General features: G+C 68.3%; 17 protein-coding genes and 3 pseudogenes. 4 read left to right on the top strand and 16 right to left on the bottom strand.

From position 1 onward, the window contains the following. Window positions 1-23: 23 nt before the first annotated feature. The 4 genes and pseudogenes from lanKC to ACFZCD_RS30395 all read right to left on the bottom strand — a co-directional run bounded on the left by lanKC (window position 24) and on the right by ACFZCD_RS30395 (window position 4,480). Window positions 24-2,585 (bottom strand): class III lanthionine synthetase LanKC, encoded by a 2,562-nt coding sequence (gene lanKC, locus ACFZCD_RS30410; protein WP_391836274.1) that lies wholly within the window; start codon window positions 2,583-2,585, stop codon window positions 24-26. A gap of 492 nt (window positions 2,586-3,077) precedes the next feature. Then, window positions 3,078-3,440, bottom strand: a complete 363-nt coding sequence (locus ACFZCD_RS30405; RefSeq protein WP_391836273.1) for a VOC family protein — start codon at window positions 3,438-3,440, stop codon at window positions 3,078-3,080. A 69-nt stretch (window positions 3,441-3,509) separates the two neighbouring features. Next, a pseudogene (locus ACFZCD_RS30400) lies at window positions 3,510-3,714 on the bottom strand (ATP-binding protein); the annotation flags it as partial. A 238-nt stretch (window positions 3,715-3,952) separates the two neighbouring features. Beyond that, window positions 3,953-4,480: a hypothetical protein gene (locus tag ACFZCD_RS30395; RefSeq protein ID WP_391836272.1), complete on the bottom strand. Its 528-nt coding sequence runs from the start codon at window positions 4,478-4,480 to the stop codon at window positions 3,953-3,955. A gap of 360 nt (window positions 4,481-4,840) precedes the next feature. On the opposite strand from ACFZCD_RS30395, the gene ACFZCD_RS30390 reads away from it, so the two are divergent. Continuing rightward, a complete protein-coding gene (locus tag ACFZCD_RS30390) occupies window positions 4,841-5,956 on the top strand; it encodes a serine/threonine protein kinase (RefSeq protein ID WP_391836271.1) in 1,116 nt (371 codons plus the stop codon). A 9-nt stretch (window positions 5,957-5,965) separates the two neighbouring features. On the opposite strand, the gene ACFZCD_RS30385 is transcribed toward ACFZCD_RS30390, so the two are convergent. Then, window positions 5,966-6,358: a hypothetical protein gene (locus ACFZCD_RS30385; protein WP_391836270.1), complete on the bottom strand. Its 393-nt coding sequence runs from the start codon at window positions 6,356-6,358 to the stop codon at window positions 5,966-5,968. Window positions 6,359-6,945: 587 nt separating this feature from the next. Here ACFZCD_RS30385 and ACFZCD_RS30380 point away from each other — a divergent pair. Beyond that, window positions 6,946-7,068, top strand: a complete 123-nt coding sequence (locus ACFZCD_RS30380) for a hypothetical protein (RefSeq protein ID WP_391836269.1) — start codon at window positions 6,946-6,948, stop codon at window positions 7,066-7,068. A 333-nt stretch (window positions 7,069-7,401) separates the two neighbouring features. On the opposite strand, the gene ACFZCD_RS30375 is transcribed toward ACFZCD_RS30380, so the two are convergent. Beyond that, entirely contained in the window at window positions 7,402-7,623 is a 222-nt protein-coding gene (locus ACFZCD_RS30375; protein WP_391836362.1) for a hypothetical protein, read from the bottom strand. Window positions 7,624-7,663: 40 nt separating this feature from the next. Then, window positions 7,664-7,885: pseudogene (locus ACFZCD_RS30370) on the bottom strand (transposase); the annotation flags it as partial. 527 nt (window positions 7,886-8,412) lie between these two features. On the opposite strand from ACFZCD_RS30370, the gene ACFZCD_RS30365 reads away from it, so the two are divergent. Further along, window positions 8,413-9,363 carry an SDR family NAD(P)-dependent oxidoreductase gene (locus tag ACFZCD_RS30365; RefSeq protein WP_391836268.1) on the top strand — a complete coding sequence of 317 codons (951 nt, stop codon included), beginning with the start codon at window positions 8,413-8,415 and terminating at the stop codon, window positions 9,361-9,363. A 1,724-nt stretch (window positions 9,364-11,087) separates the two neighbouring features. On the opposite strand, the gene ACFZCD_RS30360 is transcribed toward ACFZCD_RS30365, so the two are convergent. Then, window positions 11,088-11,405, bottom strand: a complete 318-nt coding sequence (locus ACFZCD_RS30360; protein ID WP_391836267.1) for a hypothetical protein — start codon at window positions 11,403-11,405, stop codon at window positions 11,088-11,090. A 317-nt stretch (window positions 11,406-11,722) separates the two neighbouring features. Beyond that, window positions 11,723-12,484 (bottom strand): SDR family oxidoreductase, encoded by a 762-nt coding sequence (locus ACFZCD_RS30355; protein WP_391836266.1) that lies wholly within the window; start codon window positions 12,482-12,484, stop codon window positions 11,723-11,725. A gap of 389 nt (window positions 12,485-12,873) precedes the next feature. Between ACFZCD_RS30355 and ACFZCD_RS30350 the strand changes: the two genes are divergently transcribed. After that, window positions 12,874-13,461, top strand: a complete 588-nt coding sequence (locus ACFZCD_RS30350; protein ID WP_391836265.1) for a histone-like nucleoid-structuring protein Lsr2 — start codon at window positions 12,874-12,876, stop codon at window positions 13,459-13,461. Window positions 13,462-13,884: 423 nt separating this feature from the next. On the opposite strand, the gene ACFZCD_RS30345 is transcribed toward ACFZCD_RS30350, so the two are convergent. The 7 genes and pseudogenes from ACFZCD_RS30345 to ACFZCD_RS30315 all read right to left on the bottom strand — a co-directional run bounded on the left by ACFZCD_RS30345 (window position 13,885) and on the right by ACFZCD_RS30315 (window position 18,465). After that, window positions 13,885-14,376, bottom strand: coding sequence for a DUF4265 domain-containing protein (locus ACFZCD_RS30345; RefSeq protein WP_391836264.1), 492 nt, complete (start codon window positions 14,374-14,376; stop codon window positions 13,885-13,887). A gap of 38 nt (window positions 14,377-14,414) precedes the next feature. Beyond that, window positions 14,415-15,296, bottom strand: a complete 882-nt coding sequence (locus tag ACFZCD_RS30340; RefSeq protein ID WP_391836263.1) for a methyltransferase domain-containing protein — start codon at window positions 15,294-15,296, stop codon at window positions 14,415-14,417. Between the two features lie 482 nt (window positions 15,297-15,778). Continuing rightward, window positions 15,779-16,171 carry a CbrC family protein gene (locus ACFZCD_RS30335; protein WP_391836358.1) on the bottom strand — a complete coding sequence of 131 codons (393 nt, stop codon included), beginning with the start codon at window positions 16,169-16,171 and terminating at the stop codon, window positions 15,779-15,781. Window positions 16,172-16,224: 53 nt separating this feature from the next. Beyond that, window positions 16,225-16,855, bottom strand: a pseudogene (locus ACFZCD_RS30330) (class I SAM-dependent methyltransferase); the annotation flags it as partial. Next, the gene (locus ACFZCD_RS30325; protein ID WP_391836262.1) at window positions 16,830-17,273 is read right to left on the bottom strand and encodes an NUDIX domain-containing protein; all 444 of its coding nucleotides are present in this window, start codon (window positions 17,271-17,273) and stop codon (window positions 16,830-16,832) included. The pseudogene ACFZCD_RS30330 and the gene ACFZCD_RS30325, both read right to left, overlap by 26 nt. A gap of 148 nt (window positions 17,274-17,421) precedes the next feature. Then, window positions 17,422-17,562, bottom strand: a complete 141-nt coding sequence (locus tag ACFZCD_RS30320) for a hypothetical protein (protein ID WP_391836261.1) — start codon at window positions 17,560-17,562, stop codon at window positions 17,422-17,424. A gap of 87 nt (window positions 17,563-17,649) precedes the next feature. After that, a complete protein-coding gene (locus ACFZCD_RS30315) occupies window positions 17,650-18,465 on the bottom strand; it encodes a class I SAM-dependent methyltransferase (protein ID WP_391836357.1) in 816 nt (271 codons plus the stop codon). Between the last annotated feature and the right edge of the window lie 183 nt (window positions 18,466-18,648).

The raw sequence follows: 18,648 nt of genomic DNA, 5'->3' as shown, positions 1-18,648 counted from the left end.
TACCAGAATGGACGCCATTGTTTTCACCTCCCTCGCTTGACTGGCTGGGCTGTCGGCGATCGCAGGTCGAGGAGCGGCAGGAACGCCGCCGTACCCTCGTACACCGCGTGCAGGGCCAGCAGGATGCCTGCCGAGCCCATCGCCAGGTCCATGGAGACGCGCTGCAGCTGCTCGCCGGGGAACGCCAGGTTTCCGCCGCGGTCCAGGGCGTGCCAGCCGAGCCGTCGCACGTGTTCGCGCAGCGCGGGACCGTCCTCTTCGATGCCGAGTTGCGCGATCATCGCGATGATGCCCGCGCGTCCGCTGAACATCCCGGGCTGATAGACGAATGGCACCGAAAACCCCCGCCGGATACCGGCCAGGATGCGGTCCAGCTCGGGATCGTCGCGTCGCCGCAGGTACTCTCGGACGACGAGCCCGACGCCCCCGCTGCCGCCGTCGAGGTAGAACAGATATCGGTGGCCGTCCCGGAGCTGGAAGGTGCCGTCCGGAAGTAGTTCGCCCCGATCGAGGTCGGCGCGCAGGGCCCGGTGGGCGAGATCCAGATAGCGGGATGCACCAGTCTCCTCGTGCAGCCGGAGGAAAAGCACCGCCATTCCGGCGGGCCCGCGCAACAAGCCTTGGCCCCCTGTCCATTTCGTCCGCCTCGCCAGCACGGCGGCGGCGTCTTCGCCTGCGCGCAAGGCGGCCTCACGGAGTTCATCGTCGCCGGTGACGTGCGCGAAGCGCAGTAAGTTGAGCGCCCGGCCGGCCGTCCCGGCGTAAAGGTTCGTCGAAGACCGCAGGTGGTCGAACTGCCGGGCCGACTTCAGCATCTCAAGTGCCTCATCGTGTCTGCCGAGCGTGTCGAGCACCGCGGCGACGCCGTGTGTGCCGGTGTAGAGCCCATGAGGCGGCCGTCCGGGTGATTCCCGGGCAGCACGGACCAGCCAGGCGATGTAGTCCTCCGGTACGGTGGCGCCGACCTGGTGGAGTGCGAAGAGCACTCCCGCGGCGCCGTGCGCGATCCCGGCACCGCCGGTGCGGAACTGGGCGGGCCCGCCGGGGAACAGCCGATCCGGGCGGTCCGGCGTGGCGCTGGCGTGGATGCCCGCGACCAGGGAATCCCGGATCCGGGGCCAGGACGGGTGTTCCGTCATGAAGAACTCGGCGGCCTTATCCCGCCCGAGCTCCGTGCCTTCGGGGTTCAGTGTTCGCATCAGCTCGGTGCCCAGCTCGGCGGGCATTCCCTCGGTCTCGCAGGCTTGCCTGACCAGCGTCGTGACCTTGCGCCGGTCCAGATCGATCAGCTGGTTGGACATCGTGAACAGGTAGAGCCGAAGACAGCTCAGGGAGTGGAGGTCTACCGCTGCGCCGGTCGCGTCGGCCGGGGCGGTGAACCCCGGCACCGCCACCTCCTGCGGCGCCTCGTCGGTCAAATCGGTGGCGAACTCGAAATCCACGAACGCGATCCGCCCGTCCGGCCGAATCAGAACGTTTCGCGGATGCAGGTCCCCGAAGCCGACTCCGCGAGCGTGCACGGCCATCAGCGCCTGCGTCACCCGATCGAGCACTTCGACGGCCCAGGTCCGGTATTCGGCGATCTGCGCGGCAGTCGGTGCCGGATGCACCATGGGACGGTGACTCTGGATGGCCTCCAGCAATGTCATGCCGTCCACGTACTCTTCGACGATGAAGTGGTGGTCCTGCACCACGAGGTAATCGAGGAACCGAGGCACGCAGTCGAGCCCGGCGAGCCTGAGCAGCGCGGTCCGCGCCAGGCCCAGCCGGGCCACCGCGTCCCGCTCGTGCCGGTCGACGCCGGCGTGCGGCCGCGCCTCCCGAAGCACCACCTGTGCACCTGACCGATCCTTGGCGAGGTAGATGCCCCCGGCGTTGGAGAAGTGAAGCGCCTTTTCCACCTCGTAAGGAAGTGCCGCGTCGCCACCCGAGCGGAGAGCTTCCAGGTGGGGCGCCAATACCTCCGGCACCCGGACCCATTCCGGCATGGTGAAAACCGGTGCCCGGCGATCAGGGACGAGATTTCCGTGCGGATCCTTGATGGCCAGTACCGGTCGGTCGTCGTCGCCCTGGCACCACATCTCGGTGAATGCACCGTAACGCACGTAGAGCGGACCAGCGCCGATGCGCAGATCACCCAGGACGTACGGACCGGCCATACCGCCGAGCCGGTCGCCGAGCGTCTTCAGCGCGTGAGCGAGTTGCACCTCGTCGCGCGGGTACAGAGTCGCGAGTTTGCCACTGGCGCCCCGCGTCGCGTATTTCGCGTTGGCCAGCAGAGCCGCGTCCCGGCTGCGAAGGAACTTGAAACTCATCGCGTTCGCCACGCAGTAGTCCCAGACGGCGTCGAGACACTGCGGTGCTTCGGCCAAGGTCACCGAAACGTGGATCTTCCACCCCTGGGAGGGGGCGGCGGCGTGGGGTGCGTGGAGACTGACCCACATGTCCCATTCATCACGCTGCCAGCCGCCGGGAGCAGGACGGTCCGCCAGCCCGAACCGGTTGCCGACGTCGTCCATCCGGTCCGGTGTCTCGAAGAAGGTGTCGTCCGCCAGGCAGTAGGCCCAGTAGCTCTGCTCATCCATTTCGGTCCCCGTTCTGATGCGGAGCGAATGCACCGCTGTCACCGCCGAGCCCCGCTGCACGATGTGGTCGATGCTGGCAGTCGCCGTCGACAATCCGTCGACAACCGGTCGACAGGTGGATCAGCTCGGCCCGGAGACCCGGTCCCGGATGGTCAAACAGGCTGGCCAGATCGCCGAACGGATCCGTGTCCGGCTGCCGACGATCAACGCCGCGCTGTCACCGGCCACCGAAGGCGCGAGCAGCCGGCTCAGCCGGCCGGTTTCCGCGGGCTGCTCGGGTTGGCCAAGCCGACGCCGAAGTCACTGCGCGGCGGGTCTGGTCGCGGGCCTGGGCGCCCGAAGGGGCAGCCGGGTGTCACGCTGGCCCAGGTCGCCGACCCGGACCACGCGACCGTGGTGACCGTGACTGCTGCGATCCTGTTCATGGGGCAGGTCCCCGCGGCCAGAGGTCCGTCCCTGCACATGCGGGGGTAGCCCGCGGCATCACGGCGATCAGCTGTGGCAGGCCTCGTCGTCCCCGCACGCGGGGCCCCTACGGATCTCGCCAACCTGTAGGGTGGCCCCCAGGGCGAGCAGGTGAGCCTGAGCGGCGTCCAGATCGTCGACGCCCAGTTCTATATGGGCCTGCTTCTCCTGGGAGGGGTCCGGCCAAGTGGGGCGGCGGTAATCGGTGAGCCGGTTGAATCCCAGTCCGGCGGCTCCCTCTTGGCCGAGCAGGACGAAATCGTCGGTGGAGAAGACCACGGGCAGACCGAGGACCTTTCCGTAGAAGTGGGCCAGCTCGGCGGGGTCGAGGCAGTCGAAGGTGACAGCCGAGTAGCGGAATGTGGGTACTGACGTGTCTTCATGGCTCATAGGCGGGAGCGTATGAGAGATCTAGGGCAGGCTGGGTCCTAGATAGTCGGTATGGTCGGCACGTTCTGCGTCGTCCAGCGTCTTGTGGTGCGGCAGTTTGGAGAGCCGCAGTCCGTTGCGGAAGTGGCGGGTCGTCGCGGGCGGCAAGTTCTTCGGACAGCACGAGGCTGAGAAAGTCGAGGTAGCCCATTTTGGCTTCGTCGGCCCGATGGACGTATTCGTTCAGGGGCTCGGCCAGGTGGGGCAGGCGGGGCTTGGCGGCCGTGGTGCGGATGCGGGTGGCGGTGTCCCCAAATCAGTAGTCGGCCGTTGTAGGTCAGTCTCGATCCTGATCTCCCGGGCGGAAAGAAACGTCCGGCGCTTCTACCCGCTCATCCTCGAGGGGCTCCCATTCCTCGGCGCACATCTCCGCGCAGCTCCGGGCTGACCGGGGGAGGCTCCGAGCATCAGAGAGAGCCCGATGAGTGCGGACCAGTGCGCGCCGGACACGCTCATTGGTATGACGTGTGGGGTTACTGGAACGTCAGTACCTCGACCCCCTGCGCGCTGGGCACCCCCGATGCCGCGCATGCCAGCAGGTCCGGGTTGACCAGGGTGATCGTTTCGGTTGCTGCATCGTCCTGGCCGTATCCGTCGGTGACGGATCCCGTCTTCACCACCTCGCTGGTGGCCGTCAGCCTTGTCACCGAGACGGTGGTCCAGCGCAGGGCGGACTTCCGGCCGTTGTTCCACTTGTACTCGACTGTGGACTCCGGGCCGAAGCCGAGGGACTGGCAGGACGAGGGGACGGTCACCTCAAGATCACCGCGGCCGGACGTGATGCCGGCCGGGTCTGCGCAGGTGGACCATGTTTCGGTGACCTTCACCTTAGTGAGCCGGGTGGTGTTGGTCAGGGGCGGGTCGAAGGTGGTCTCCTGCGTCCCCTGGCACTCCAGGTCCCCGACGGCGGCGTGGGCGGTGGCGGGGACGAGGAGACCGCTGACCGCGAGGGCGAGCGCAAGGGTGGTGCCGAAGGTCCGGGAGCGTATGCCGGCGAGCACGGTGCCTCCTATGGCTGTTCGGAACAGTGGTGCACGGTTCAGCCATTAGGGCAGAGGTATCAGCCAGCTGGCCAGATCGGTATCACACCCTCGCGCAGCACAGGCGCGCTAGCCACCCGCTCCGCGCCCCTGGGCGCCCTCCAGTGCACCAGCACCTCGACGAGTGGGCGTGCGCCATCTTGCACCCCCATCGCGCCCGTGAACTTTCTCTCGCCGCTCGTGCGCCGGGCACTCCCTCGTCACCTCACGCGCCCCGGACCTGCCCCTCGTGTTGCGGCCGGGGAGACGCCAGACTGGCCCCTCGCCGCTTTCCGCTCTCGGCAAGCGGGTCGTACACGGCGTATCCCGGGGGAGGAATCAGTGAAGGTCGGTTCCTGGAACGAGTGGGATCCGCTCAGGCACGTCGTCATCGGCCGGGCCGATGGCACCATGGTGCAGGCTCCCGAGCCGGCGGTCGTCCGGGACTGGCCCGAACACGGCTTTCCGCGCGGAACGTACGGACCGCTGCCCGAGGAGATGACGGCGGCGGCCAACGAGCAGCTGGACAATTTCGCGCGCATCCTCAAAGAGCGCGGAATCCGGGTCGACCGGCCCCGGCCGCTGGACTTCGGCCGGCAGGTCAGCACCCCTGAGTGGTCGCAGCAGAGCATGTTCGGCGCCATGCCGGTGCGGGACGTCCTGGTGGTGATCGGAAACGAGCTGCTCGAGGCGACCATGTCGTTCCGCAGCCGCTGGTTCGAGTTCCTGGCCCACCGGCCACTGATCGAGTCCTACTTCCGCGCCGACCCGGACATGAGATGGGAGACGGCCCCCAAGCCCCGGCTGACCGAAGCGTCGTACCGGCCGGGCTTCTGGGAGGAATACGACGCTCTGCCGGTCGAGGAGCAGATCACCCGGGTCAGAGCCGGGGAGCTGGTACTGACCGAGGCCGAGCCGCTCTTCGACGCCGCCGACATCGCCCGCTGCGGCAAGGACCTGTTCGTCCAACGCTCCCTCGCCACCAACGTGGCCGGAATCCGCTGGCTCCGGCAGCATCTGCCGGAGCACCGCGTGCACGGAGTGACATTCGAGAACGCGCACCCCATGCACATCGACGCCACCTGGGTGCCGCTCCGACCCGGCCTCGTCCTGCACTGCGCCGAACGGCCCGCCGAGGAGGAACTGCTGCACCATCTCAAGGTCAACGACTGGCAGGTCGTCCAAGCCGCCACCCCCGGACGGCAGAGCCCGCCGCCACTGTCCGCGTGCAGCCGTTGGCTGTCGATGAACGTACTGGTGCTGGACCCCGGGACGGTCTGCGTGGAAGCGAGCGAGACCGCGCAGATGGAACAACTCGACCGGCTTGGCTTCGAGGTCGTCCCAGTGCCGTTCTGGGACGTCGCTCCCTTCGGCGGCGGACTGCACTGCGCCACGCTCGACGTCCACCGCGAGGGCGAGCTGGAGGACTACTTCCCCAGGCGGTCCGGACGGTTCTGAGGCCGGGGCTCAGTGTCCGTGGTGCACGTCCTCGGTGATGCAGGTCGTGTCGCTGAACACGGCAACGTTGGGATTGCCGCAGTTGTTGCTGTGCCCCGTCGCGTTCCAGGAGGCGACGTTGGACAGCAGCCCACCGTCCACCCGCTCACCGTCCGGCCGGCCACGGTCGGCGTGATCGCGCTTGGCCCGACAGACCGACTTCACTCCCAGGCTGCCGATGGGAGCTCCGCACTGGTTGGCGTGGCCTGTGCTGGTGCTGCTGGCCAGCACCGACAGGACACTGCCCGCAATGTCCTCGCCGCCCGTGCCCTTGCCCGCGTGGGCGTAGGCCGCACCTCCACCGCCGCATACGGTGATCGCCGAAATAGCCAGTACGGCCAAGATCCTGGCATGACGAGTCATGGTGACCGTCCCCTTCCCCTGAGTGTTGCCGAGCCGAGTGGACCACCCTGCGCGGTCCGCTTGCACTAACCTCCGAAGATCGCAAAAGTCACGCCTCCGCGCGAGCCGCCCCCGCCGGCAGCGACGGTCACCGCATGAGGCGGAGATCCCCACCGCTGATATGCGCCTGTACTCGCTATAGGCGACCCTCGTCCGGCAAACGACTCAGGCCTCATCACTCATGCGGAGCACAACGGTCTGGTTGTCGTATCTATGTGGGCCGCACCTCGTTTCCTGTGTGCAACCGGTCTGACCGTGCTTTCGGGGCTTCGCGTGCTGCTGCTTGCGAAGCAGTCGGCCACCAGAACTCCTCCAGAGACGCTCTCAATGAAGCTCGTCGCTCCCGGGCGGTCGTTCGCCGTGCTCACGCTGGCTCTGGTCACCTGCACCGGCGTTGCCGTCGGCAACGCCGGTGCCGCAGACCACGACCACAGCAGCGGCTCAACGCCACCGCCTACTACGGGACCCCCGACGTCGTCGCCCGCCAGACCAACAACCTGAAGGCCAAGATCACCCGCGTCGACGGCACCCCTGCGGCCGGCCTCCCCGTGAAGTTCACCGTCAGCGGAGACAAGTCCTTCCTCTGCGAGGCCACCACCGACACCAACGGCTACGCCGAGTGCAAGAACTCCCTCCTGCCTGCACCACTGCCCCTCACACAGCTCGTCTGAACGGGTACGACGCCACCTTCGACGGCAACAGGGACTACGCACCGGTCAGCGCCCACAACTCTGTCCGGGCACGTTAAGGCCAAGAGCACCCCCTCCTTGCCGGCCTTCCGGACCAGCCCATGGCGCCTGCGCGACCAGCATGAAGCTGCTGAAACGCAGGTGCTGTGACATGTCACAAGCCTTTGCCGTCCGTGCCCGTCGTAAGCGCACCGGGCCGCCCGAGCTGCCAGTGGGTGAGCATGCGGCATCACGATAGTCAGAGGACACCGTTCAGTCTGGTCTCGGCGCCGCTGCCGAAGGCGGCCGACGGCTGCCTGGTCCGTACGAGCTGGGCTATGGCTGCCTCGCCGGGGACCGCGGGGTGAGCTGCTGTTCGGCGGTTGCGACTGCCGTCCTCGCGAGCTCCTCCGGACTGCGGACGTCCCGAGCGCGGAGCCGGCGAGTCAACCGGGCGATGCCCATGCGGCGGATCGCGGCCGGGGTCCGGTGGCCGTCGAGGAGCACGAGCGGGCCGGTGCTGGTGAGGATGAGAGCGTGTTCCAGCGCAGGGAACATGCAGGTCAGCGTGGAACGCAGGCGGTTGAATCGCCCGCGTCCGGTCACGGACAAGGTCCGTGCGGCGGTTCATGAGGATCTTCAGCTCGATGGTGGCCTCGTCGGTGGGCCTCATCGGCTTGAGGCCGCGGCGGATGCGGGCCTGGTCCGCGATCATCAGGGCGTCGCGGGCGTCGGTCTTGTCCTCGCCGCGGTAACCGTCGCCGGCCCGATTGACGACCCGGCCGGGGATGCAGAGGAGCTCGTGGTCGTGGCCGCTCATCAGGGCCGGAGAGTGCGGGCTCGCCGCCGGCCATGTCGACGGCCCAGGTGACAACTCAGGCTCTCCGTTCGGCGCCCGCCGCGACAGCAGTTTCGCCCCATCCTGGTCGATGGCGACGCAGTGTGGTGGGCCCTGTCGCAGACGACCTCGCTGACATGGCCTTACGCAGCGATCTTTGTCGCACGTCCCAATCCGGCGGCCGGGTCTTCGTGGGGCGCCGGGCAGTCAAGCCACTGCGGCTACGGACGGCAGCCAACTGGAAGGCGTACCCGGCACCTCTGGGCGGCCCAACCATACGAAGGGCTCGGCCATCCCGTCCCAGGAACGTAAGGCCAACTGGCGCGCTCAGTCACAGCGGCGGGACACAGGCCAGCGCCGCACATCGATTGGAATGGCGGCATCCCGACGCGCATATCGGTGATCTATAGGCGATGTGTCGGTTCCCACTGGAACCGTTGGTGACAAGCCGCTCCCGCCCCGGGCGGTCGTGACCGTCTCGTCCTTCCGGACCAAGGGAGCCTGCCGTCATGTCGTTCGCATCCTCCACCCCGCCCTGGGACGTGCACCGACTACCGCGTGCCGAGGGACGCGTCTTCCTGGTCACCGGCGGCAATGCGGGTATCGGGTACTTCATCGTGGAGCAGCTTTCCGCGAGTGGAGCCACCGTCGTGCTGGGCAGCCGGGACCCGGTGAGGGCCGAAGCGGCCGTCGCTTCGATCCGCTTGCGTGTGCCTGGCGCGCAGGTGCACGCCATACGGCTGGACATCGCCGAGCTGTCGTCTCTCGGCGCGGCGGTGGAATCCCTGGAGGCGGATCGTCTCGATGCGGTGATCCACAATGCCGGGGTTGCGCTGGACACCCCTCCACGCCGCGAGACAGGGGACGGTCATGAGCTCATGTTCGGCACGAACCACCTCGGGCACTTCGCACTCACCAGCCGGCTGATGCCGCTGCTGGCGGCCGCGTCGGCGGCACGGATCGTGACCGTCGGCAGTTTCGCGGCGAAGTCCGAGAGGCTGGACCTGGACGACCTCCAGTCCCGGCGGGAGTACCAGCCCAAGCGCACCTATGGACGATCGAAGCTGGCACAGATGCACTTCGGGCTCGAACTCGACCGCCGGCTGCGTGCTCTCGGCAGCTCGGTGGAGAGCGTGGTGGTCCATCCCGGCGGCGCCCTGGACGCCCTCACCCCGTCACGACCGCCGGTCCATGTACGAACCGTCGGCGCACGGTTGCGCGCGGCCCCCGCCGCCCTTCTCGTCCAGGGCAAGCACGCCGGCGCGTGGCCCGCGGTCCGAGCGGTACTCGACCCGGCGGTGCGCGGGGGTCAGCTGTGGGGACCACGCCTCTTCAGCCTGCGCGGCGCACCTCGGCAACAAGCGCTATGGACTCATCTCACCGATACCGCCGTCGCGGCGCGGTTGTGGGACGTCAGCTGCGACCTGACCGGCGTCGACCCCGAGGCCACACCCGGATAGGCCAGGCGAGCAGGCCAGGGCGCGGCCAATCGGATGTGCTCGGAGCGGCCAACTGGCTTGCTCAGCCACAGCTGCTACTCCTTGATCACCATTCTCCACAAGGGCGACCACGGCCTCAAGATAAGAGGCTCCCGCACAGGCACTGATCTTGACATTTATGGTCTGGAATCGAACGCGGCCCGAGCGCGGGCGGAGGCGGGGGTATGTGTTGTTTCTCCCGCCGGGGGGACATACCCCCAATCCGGAGGCTGCCGCGCATGGGCAGGCCCGGCTACAGGGGGTGCCCTCATTGGGGGGAGGCGGAGGGCCACGCCCACGGGCGATCGGGATGGCCCCTGGTTTGAGTCATGTGACAGAGGCGTGACTGCCAGGGTAAGCACGGGCTCGGCGGTAGCGCTCACAGCCGCCCGTCATGCCGGTGGAGCACCGGGTCTTCCTGTACTGCGGGGACGCAGGGAGCAAAGTCATACCCTCTCGGGGCAGGCCCATCCGGAGAACACCGAACGCAGGGTCGCCGCCACGGCTGGCTTGGGCTTCGTGTTCTGGCTGTCTGTGGCTGCTTCGTTGCGGCATGGCGGGCTGGCATTCCCGTGTGCCGGAAATTCGTGACTGTCTGCCGGTTGCGCGTAATTGGGCGAGTGTTGCTCGGTGAAGGCCGGCACTGGGGGCATTTGGTGCAGTAGCCGGTGTCGGATGAGGCCGGCTGGAGAGTGAACCGTCGAGGGAAGCCTGTCGGCGAGGGCTTCACGTAGGTCAGCCATTGCGGCGCCGCGCTGGAACCATTCACTGGCCAGTGGGGCCACGCATGTCAGCCCGCGGCCGGACAGTCGAATCGTTGTTCGCCGTGTGAGACGACTGCGAGGGCCAATGCGCCGCGCTCGGCCAGCGGTCCGGGGACGGCATGAACACCCGGTGCGGGCTTCGCGGTCTCGGCGGAAGAGAGCTCTTCCTCGTCAGCTCTTCCTTGCCCTCGATCCGGGTAGGGGGATCCTCCGGACCGGTTGATGTCGGGGGAGGGGAGGGAGGTTTGTAGCTGTTCTGCTCAGTGTTGTCTTGGGAACGGCCGACGGGCCGGTTCTCCGGCTGACCGACGGCCGGGATGAGGTCCGCCGGGCGACCGCCCCGCACAGCGATTGCGGCCTGCTCGATAAGCGCCACGTTGGAGACCAGCTGCGTGGTCGACCACCGGCCGCCCTCGCCTGGCACCGCCACTCATGGAAGTAGTCTTCCGCCGCGAGCTGGCGCTTGGCGCGGAGGCCGCGGCTCCGGCGGTCGGGAGCACTGGGACGAAGCGACCTCTGGTGAAGAAGACCGCTTCCGAGAAGACCATGGCGACGAAGACGAGCAGCGGGCGTAAACGCCCGACCGGCTGAGGCGGCTTTCTCAGCTGGATCGGATCCTTTGTGACCCGGCCCGAGGCTGCGCCGATGCCCGGGTGCGAGCGCCCGCGGTGGACGGTCGCCCATGCGGTGACGACGCTGCGGGCATAGGCGCTGGGCCCATGGACGGCGACCCCCTCGACCGGCCGTCGGACCTGCCCCTCTGCCCCGCTTTTCCTGGCCCTGGGCAACCTTCTGCACGAGCTTGTAGGTGCTCGGGGCCTGCTGCTCGGCGTCCTGCTCCACCACCTGGGCGTTGTGCGCCCCGAGTGCTTCCAGCAAACGGACCCTAGGACGTACCCGGTGGGTCAGGCGGCCGACGAAGAATGGCCCCCGTTGAGTCGGTCACTTCACCTCCACCCGCACCTTCCACGGCGTGACGACGAGCGGGCACAGGCGTCCGCCGCCGGACCGGCAGTGCTTCGCCGCGCTGATCGCGGCGATGCCGTCCTTCACCACGCGGAAGCGCGCCGTGGCGCCGCCCGTCGGGGACTTTCTGCCCGCGGTCCGGTGGAGCACGGTGGAGTCGCTTACCGGGATGCTCCAGGAGTACGTGAGTCCGTTCTCGCGGGAGCCGGTGAGGGTGACCTCGATGTCGTCACCGGTGTGCGCGGCCACGGTCCGGCCGTTGTCCGCGTTCGTGAGAGCAACGCGCTCGGCCATCTGGTGCGCTGCCCGGCCGTGAGCAGCCGCCGGCCCTGCCGCAGACGCCACGACAGTCGCCAGGGCCAGCCCTACTCCCCGTGAAGCGGCAGACCATTTCATTCCCACCACGTTTCCCTCCCCTTGGTCCCGACGGGCCGGACGTCCTTCCCGACGGCAACAGCCGACCTCATCTTTCCGGTCAGCCCGGTGCGACAGGGAAGGGGCGGCTTCAAAACCACCCGACCGAGGGTTGTGGCGCCCGACCCGTCGGACACGCCCTAACCCAGGGCAGAAGCGCCCTTGTCTGCTGGCAAGGACCGGTCCATCGCGGGGCGTCACGCCTGGCGGGTCGGCAGCACCATCACCTGTCGCAGGTTCACGTGCCGGGGGCGGCTGGTGACGAAGCCGATGATGTCGGCGATCTCATCGGACGACAGAGCACCGACCGCGTCTTGCAGCCCCCGCAGCTCCTCGGCGATTGCCGCGTTGTCCATGTGCTCGCTCAGCTCCGTGTCGGTCATGCCGGGCTCGATGTTGGTGATGCGGACGTCCTGCGGGCCGAGCTCTGTGCGCAGCATGGCCGACAGGTGGGTGAGGGCGGCTTTGGTGGCGCTGTAGACGGCGTAGTTGGGGAACATCAGATGGGCGGCGATCGACGAGACGTTGACCAGGTCGGCGGTGCGGTCGTCCCCGGCCGCGGCGACGAGGTCGGCGGTGAAGGCGCGGATGATGCGCAGGGCGCCGGTGATGTTGGTGTCGATCATCCGCGACCACTCGTCGACGCGGCCGTCGCCGATCGGGTTGGGCAGCATGACGCCGGCGTTGTTGACGACGAGGTCGGCGGGGCCGTACGCCTCGTGGACCGCGGCGACCGCCGCGTCGACGGAAGCCTGGTCGGTGACGTCCACGGGGACGGCCAGGGCCTGACCGCCGTCGGCGATAATCTTCGCGGCCAGCTCGTCGAGCCGGTCGCGGCGGCGGGACAGCAGTGCGACACGGGCGCCGTTGGCGGCCAGCAGGCGAGCGGTGGCCTCACCCATGCCGCTGGCGGCGCCCGTGACGACTGCGGTCCGTCCGGCGAGGGTGGCGTAGTTCATGGAAGGCTCCTTTGCGAGGAACGGATGACCGGCCGGCACCGGTACGGCCGGCGGCAAGTCCCATCCTGTGGGTCACGCGCCGGGCCAGCCAGGAGGGCGGTTGTCCTGGTGCTGCCACCACCAGGAACCGGGCTGTGGCGGGCGGTACGGATGCGGGAACGCCGCGGGGAGCGGGGGAGGAGCTGCTCCCTGGGGCAGGACTTCGGCCGGGTGCCGGGGGCGGGCCTCGACACCGTCATCGTCGATAAGATCCTGAAGAATCCAGCACACCAACAGCGACACCGTCGAGGACTCCTCCCGTGACTACCATCGACGGCCTACGTGAGATCTGCCCTGCGCCCGGTGGTACGTCGCCTGTCGACTGGCCCACCATCGAGCAAAACTTCGGTATGCCCCTGCCAGACGACTACAAGCAACTCGCCGACGCCTACGGCCCTGGCACCTTCTGCGGATTCCTCCACCTCTACCATCCCCATGCCCCCACCCAGTGGGTGGACCTGACCGGCCCCATGCCTGCCACCATCCGGCAGCAGCTCCAGCACGACCGCGACAGGGGCACCCACCCCGTCCCGCACGACCCGCGGCACCTCTTCCCCATGGGGGCAACGGACAACGGCGAATACCTCTTCTGGGTCACCGAACCGCCCACTGTCCCCGATCAGTGGCACATCGCCCTCAACGAAGCCCGCGGACCCCGCTGGTACGCGTATGAGGGCGGGATCGCTGACTTCCTCGTCGCGGTCCTTACGGGCCAGGCAAGGGTTCTCCTCTTCCCGAAAGACGTCCTCGATCAAGGCGTCTACTTCACTCCCTCGGTGCCGGCCCCACGGCAGTTGCACCAGGAGGTGCCGACCAGCACCGCCATAAGCACCCAGGAGATCCGTACCTGGGCACGCGCCCATGGCTACGACGTCCCCGACCGGGGCCGCATTCCCGGCGGCATCGTCGACGGCTGGAGGCAAGCCCACGGGCAGTAGCAGCCAGAGAGGCCCATACCCGCTACCCCGGACGTCACCCCTGGTGACAAGCAGGCTTCGAAGAGGCGGGGTGCCCACGGCCAGCTGCTGTGTACCAACCGGTATCTCCCGCGTCGCCGGGGGGTTGGGCCGTCCTGCGGTGAGAGCCTCTGGGCGGCGTCGGTTTGGGGTACTGGTTTCGGGATGCAAACGGGCAGTCGTCCTCGGTGGTCCGTGCGCTGGCCTCGTGCCCGACCCCGCCACGCTGGACCACCTCCTCGCCGACACTGCGGCCGCTGCGAGCATCTGGGCAAGGCGTACGGCGCCGTAGTGGTCGCCTGGGCCAGGTGGAATCTGAGTGGCGCCCGGAGCCGGCTGCGTGCGATACGGCCTCAACGGCCGGATCGGCCAGACTCAGAACTCCTAACGGAGTGATCTTTCGGGTCAGGAGTCGATCTCCCAGTGGAGGGCGCCGGCCTGGGCAAGGGGTTCCAATGCTTCGACGAAGGGCGCCTCGTCCGAGCCAGGAGAAAGGTTCACGGCAAGGTAGGTGCCTTCAAGCCACTCATGCGGCAGGCCGGCCTCGACTGCCCTGCCGTGCAGGAACTCGTGTACCTGGTCATGGTCCGCGTGTTTCATGACGAGTGCGACGCGAAGGGTCCTATGGCCGGACTTGCGTACGACCCCGGTCACCAGGTGGTTGCTGTTGATGGTCACCACGTCGCGGTAGCAGATGCCGTAGGTGAAGAACGGCAGACAGGCCACCTCGAATGTGTTCTTGGTGAGCTGGCGGGTCCACAGCTGCTCGCGCCAGCCGTTCTGCCGGTCCGACAGGTCGCCGTGGATCACGTAGTTGGTGGTGCCCCGGCCGACCGGGTCCTCGTGCGTGATGATGGTGATGGAGTGCCTCCTGGAGCTGGGGCCCCACCCCAACATCCAGACCAGCTGCCTGGTCTCGATGAAGCGGGGCGTGTTCAGACGTCGCCGGCAGGGCGGCGTCCCCAGGCCGAGATCAGCGGCGCCAGTGTCAGGTCGAGTTTGCCCGCGTGGATGGCGGCCAGGTGCGCGTCGATCTCGGCGTCGTCGGTCAGGCCGGCCGCGAGCAGTTCGCCGCGCACGTGCCGGATGGTGGCCGCTTCCAGCCGGTCGCAGGCCAGGCCGCCGACCGGGAAAGAGCCTGCCGCGGCGACATCGACCAAACCGGCCTCACGCAATGCCCGCGGTAGTGTCCGGCCGTAGCGCAGGTCCGCGCCGCGGCGCTTCAGCAGCTCTCGGACTGCGTCGCGCAGCCGGTTGGCCCGCTGCTGTTCAGGGCCGCTGTCGTCCAGGCATGCCAGTGGCTGCAGAGCGGTGTCGGCGTCCTCGATCAGCAGCCAGCCGCCGGGCCGTAGCGCTGCCACCATCGTGGCCAACGCGCGTGCCCGGTCGGGTACATGGACCAGTACGAGCCGGGCGTGCACCAGGTCGAACGTCCCCGGCTCCGGGGGCGGATCAGCGGCGACGTCGTGCCGGCGCACCTCGTACCCGTCGCCCGCCTCCAGCCACGACGGGTTGATGTCCGTGGCCAGTACGTGCCCGGTCGGGCCGACGGCCGCCGCTAGCGCCTGCGGGATGCCGGGACCACCGGCCCCCACCTCCCAGCAGCGCGAGCCGGCCCTGACCCCCAGTCGATCGAAGTGCCCGCGCGTCACACCGTCGAACAGCTCGGCCAGCCAAGCGAATCGCTCGCCCGCCTCGGCGCGCGCGTTGTCCAGCAGGTACCCGCGGGCGGGAGTGGGCTCTCCACCGAGCGTGGGAGTTCCGCCTGTCGGATCCGGTCGGTTATCGACGTGCGGCGGGTGTGGCGAGGAAGTCATGGCTCCATGGTCAACCTTCCTGGGCCACCAGCGCCACGATTGACGGGAGAGGGATGCCTCACACGGCCAGCGAATCCCGCACGTCCTCCAGCACGGTTCTGCACCGTGACGCGCACTGGAAGGGGGATATGTATTCGGCCCCACAGTCGCGTACCAGGCGCGGGACAGGGCGATGACCGGCCTGTCGGCGCGGGCGGGTTCGGACTCGTCGCGGACGCGCACCGTGTGCTGGTCATCGTCGCGGTCGAACAATTCCTGCCCGACATCGTGGTTCCGCAGACTGACCCCAACAGCGGCTCTCAGGCCGGTGAGCTCCCGTGCTCCGGTCCAGCACGAAGGATCACGCGAGGAGTGCTGCCGACATACGCCGAACTCCCGGGTGAGTGACACCGTTCGACCGCCTGTGCGTCTATGGCAGGTCAGAGTAGGCGAGGTGGGCTGCGCACGACCGGCACCGGAAGAGATACGCCGTCGGCTGGTCGTCACTTGTCCAGCGAGCCGAGATGATCCTCGACTTGGTCCACCTGCCAGCCCCAACCGGTCGTCTCCCGCCGCAGCATCTCCAGTGCGTCGGGATGAGCGGAAAGTTCAGCGGCCCCGGCCAGGCCCAGGAACGCGGCGCCGTCGCCGCAGTGGAAGAACCACTGAGGTTCCTGCCACGCGGCGAATCCCGGGGTACGCCTGTCGACGGCCTCCAAGACTTCATGGGGCACGTCCTCGCCCAGGCCCGTTCCCCCCGTGAAGCGAGCGTCGAACCGATCTGCGGCGCTGCCGTCCGCAATGCACCACGGGCACAGATGGCCGTTGAGTCGCTCGGCTGCATAGACCGGACCCCTGTAGGTGTACCCGCATTCCCGCCTACAGCAGATGCACATGGCACCAGACGGAACCACCACGCCCGTAGCAACAGGGTCAGGGTGGTGCGGGAGTCGGAGAAGACCAGGCGTAGGGCCTGTGGGCTGTAGGCGAGTCCACCGTGGAGGCAGGCGTCGCGGTAGAAGGCCGCGTCGGGGAGGTCGGATCCTCCCGTCTCTCCGTCTGTGAAGCAATTGAGCGCGAAATGGCCGCCGGGCGCGAGGTGTTGGTCGAGCAGGGCAAGGTAGCTGATGCGACGGTGGGTCGGCAGGTGGTGGAAGCAGCCCGAGTCGTAGATCAGGTCATAGCGTGCGCTCAGCTCGGTGCCGGCTAGAGCGAAGGCATCTACTGTGTGGAATCGGATGCAGGCCCCGGCCTCACGGGCGCTACTCGGCCCAGCTGACGGCTGCTGGGGAGAGGTCGACGGCGTCCACCGGGAAACCGTGGGAGTTGAGGTAATGGACGTTGCGTCCGGGGCCGCAGCCCAAGTCGAGCGCCCGGCTCGGGGTGATGAGCCGGCGTTCGAGGTATGAGGCAAGGTTCTCGTCCGGCTTTGCCGCGAAGAACGGCACTGATTTGGAACGGTCGGCATAGAAGGTGTCCCACCGGGTTGCTGCGTCGTTCGTCCAGCGGTCGGTCTCCGGTGTGAACAGGTAGTCCAGGAGTTTCAGCACGTCTTCAACGGTGCGGATGTGGCGGTCCATCCAGCCCCCTCCTTTCGTGATTGAGGAGACGGTACGGCCAGACAGTGCAAAATCCCAGGCCAGCGCATTTGGTGCGACGGCTTGCAATGGCGCTGGCGGGCTTGGGAGAGGGGCCGCGAGCCGAGCCCGCAGCCCTGCGCGCGCGGCCGCTCCTTACCCTGCTGAAGGGCATACGGCGGCTCTTGGGGTGGTGCTTGGGCCAGTTCCTGAAGTTGTTCCTCAGGCGGCTGCCGCGAGGCTGACGGAGCCGCCGTGGGGCGGCGGCGCTGCCAGATGCGGCGCGCCATCCGGTTTCCTTCTCCAGCTCGCGGCGGGCGGCCGTGAGAGGTTCCTCGTCCGGCTCTGCTCGCCGCCCATCCTCGAGTGGCAGGGCTCGACCAGCCCGGTCGAGCGCTGCGGCACGGACCCCGTCCGCCACCTCGACGTGCTCATACGCCTCTGTCTTACTGGGGCCCTCGAGTGAGCCGAGGAAGAGTCTTTTTTAGGGAGTGCCCAGAAGCTCCATAACCCGTTCGCGAACTACATTGGAAAATCTCTGAACGTCTTGTTGGTTCCCTCCCTGCTCCTCAACTCTTTCCATCGGAAGGCACATGCTGATAAATATGCACCTCTTGGCTGGTTTCGCCGACAGGGCTGCCGACCACACCACGGTCCGGCCCGACGATTTCCGGGCGGACTTCAGTCTCGTAGGCGGTCAGTGCCCGCATGGCCGGCCGACCTCGCATGAAACCGACTCCCCTCATCGGGCCCGCAGCCCTCCTTGGAATCGGTCATCCAGGGAACCGGGAGGTGCTCTACCGGCGGACGGCCGAGATCAGGCCGCCGGGCCGCTCCTCGGGCTGCGGCGGGGTGCTGATCGGACGGCCGTAGGCGGCAGCACGCTCGCGCAGGGTGTGGCATTCAGCCTCCCAGCCGTGCCCGGCCAGCCACCCCACCGGGTCGTCAGGCATCTCCGAGACCCACAGGGACGTCGGCGACCCCGGCACGGTATCCGCGCCGAAGCGCTCGATCACCCCGCGCGAGCCCAACGTCAGTCCCATCCGGCTGCCCGCCGCCGACTGCGCGCTGATCCGGGCCAGCAGAAGCTCCACCGCGTCCTCGGGCAGATAAATCAGCAGTCCTTCGGCGATCCACACGGTCGGCACGGCCGGGTCGTGCTCTGCGGCAGCCAGCGCGCCCGGCCAGTCCTCGTGCAGATCCACCGCGACAGCGATCCGCTCGCAGCGCGGGACGGCCCGCTCCTGGCGCAGCACCGAAGCCTTGAAGTCCAGTGGGGCTGCAGTGTCGACCTCGAACAGCCGGGTGCCCTCGGGCCAGTCCATCCGGAAGGCCCGGCTGTCCACGCCGGCGCCGAGCAGCACGACCTGCCGGACCCCGGAAGCGGAGGCCTGCTGCAACAGATCGTCGAGGAACTTCGTCCTGATGACGATGGAGAACGACACGGCCAGCCGGCGGCGTTGCGCGGCCTCGTCATCGGGCCGCGGCGGCGGCGAGGGCCACAGACCACCGGCGGCGGCGAAGGCCTGCGCCAGCGGGTCACGGAAGAGCGCGTTCTCCCGCTCGGTCTCCAGTGCCCGCACTCTGGCCACGCCCACCGCCGTGGCCCACACTCCCGACGGCTGCACCCGCTCCTGCTCATCAGTCACCGCGCCAGCCTAGATGACCGACTGCAGGGGCCTGATGAGGAGAGACGGGTCATGCGCGGCCGGCCGGTGATCCGCGCACTGACCGCCTACGACCACCACTCAAACCACCGTGAGGCGAAGTCGGCAGACACCCTTAATGTGAGCGCT

Origin of the sequence: Streptomyces sp. NPDC008001 (assembly GCF_042958085.1) — a bacterium.
Taxonomy (GTDB): Bacteria; Actinomycetota; Actinomycetes; order Streptomycetales; family Streptomycetaceae; genus Streptomyces.
Note: the sequence above shows the minus strand (reverse complement) of the source record. Positions and strands in the feature narration are given on the sequence as shown.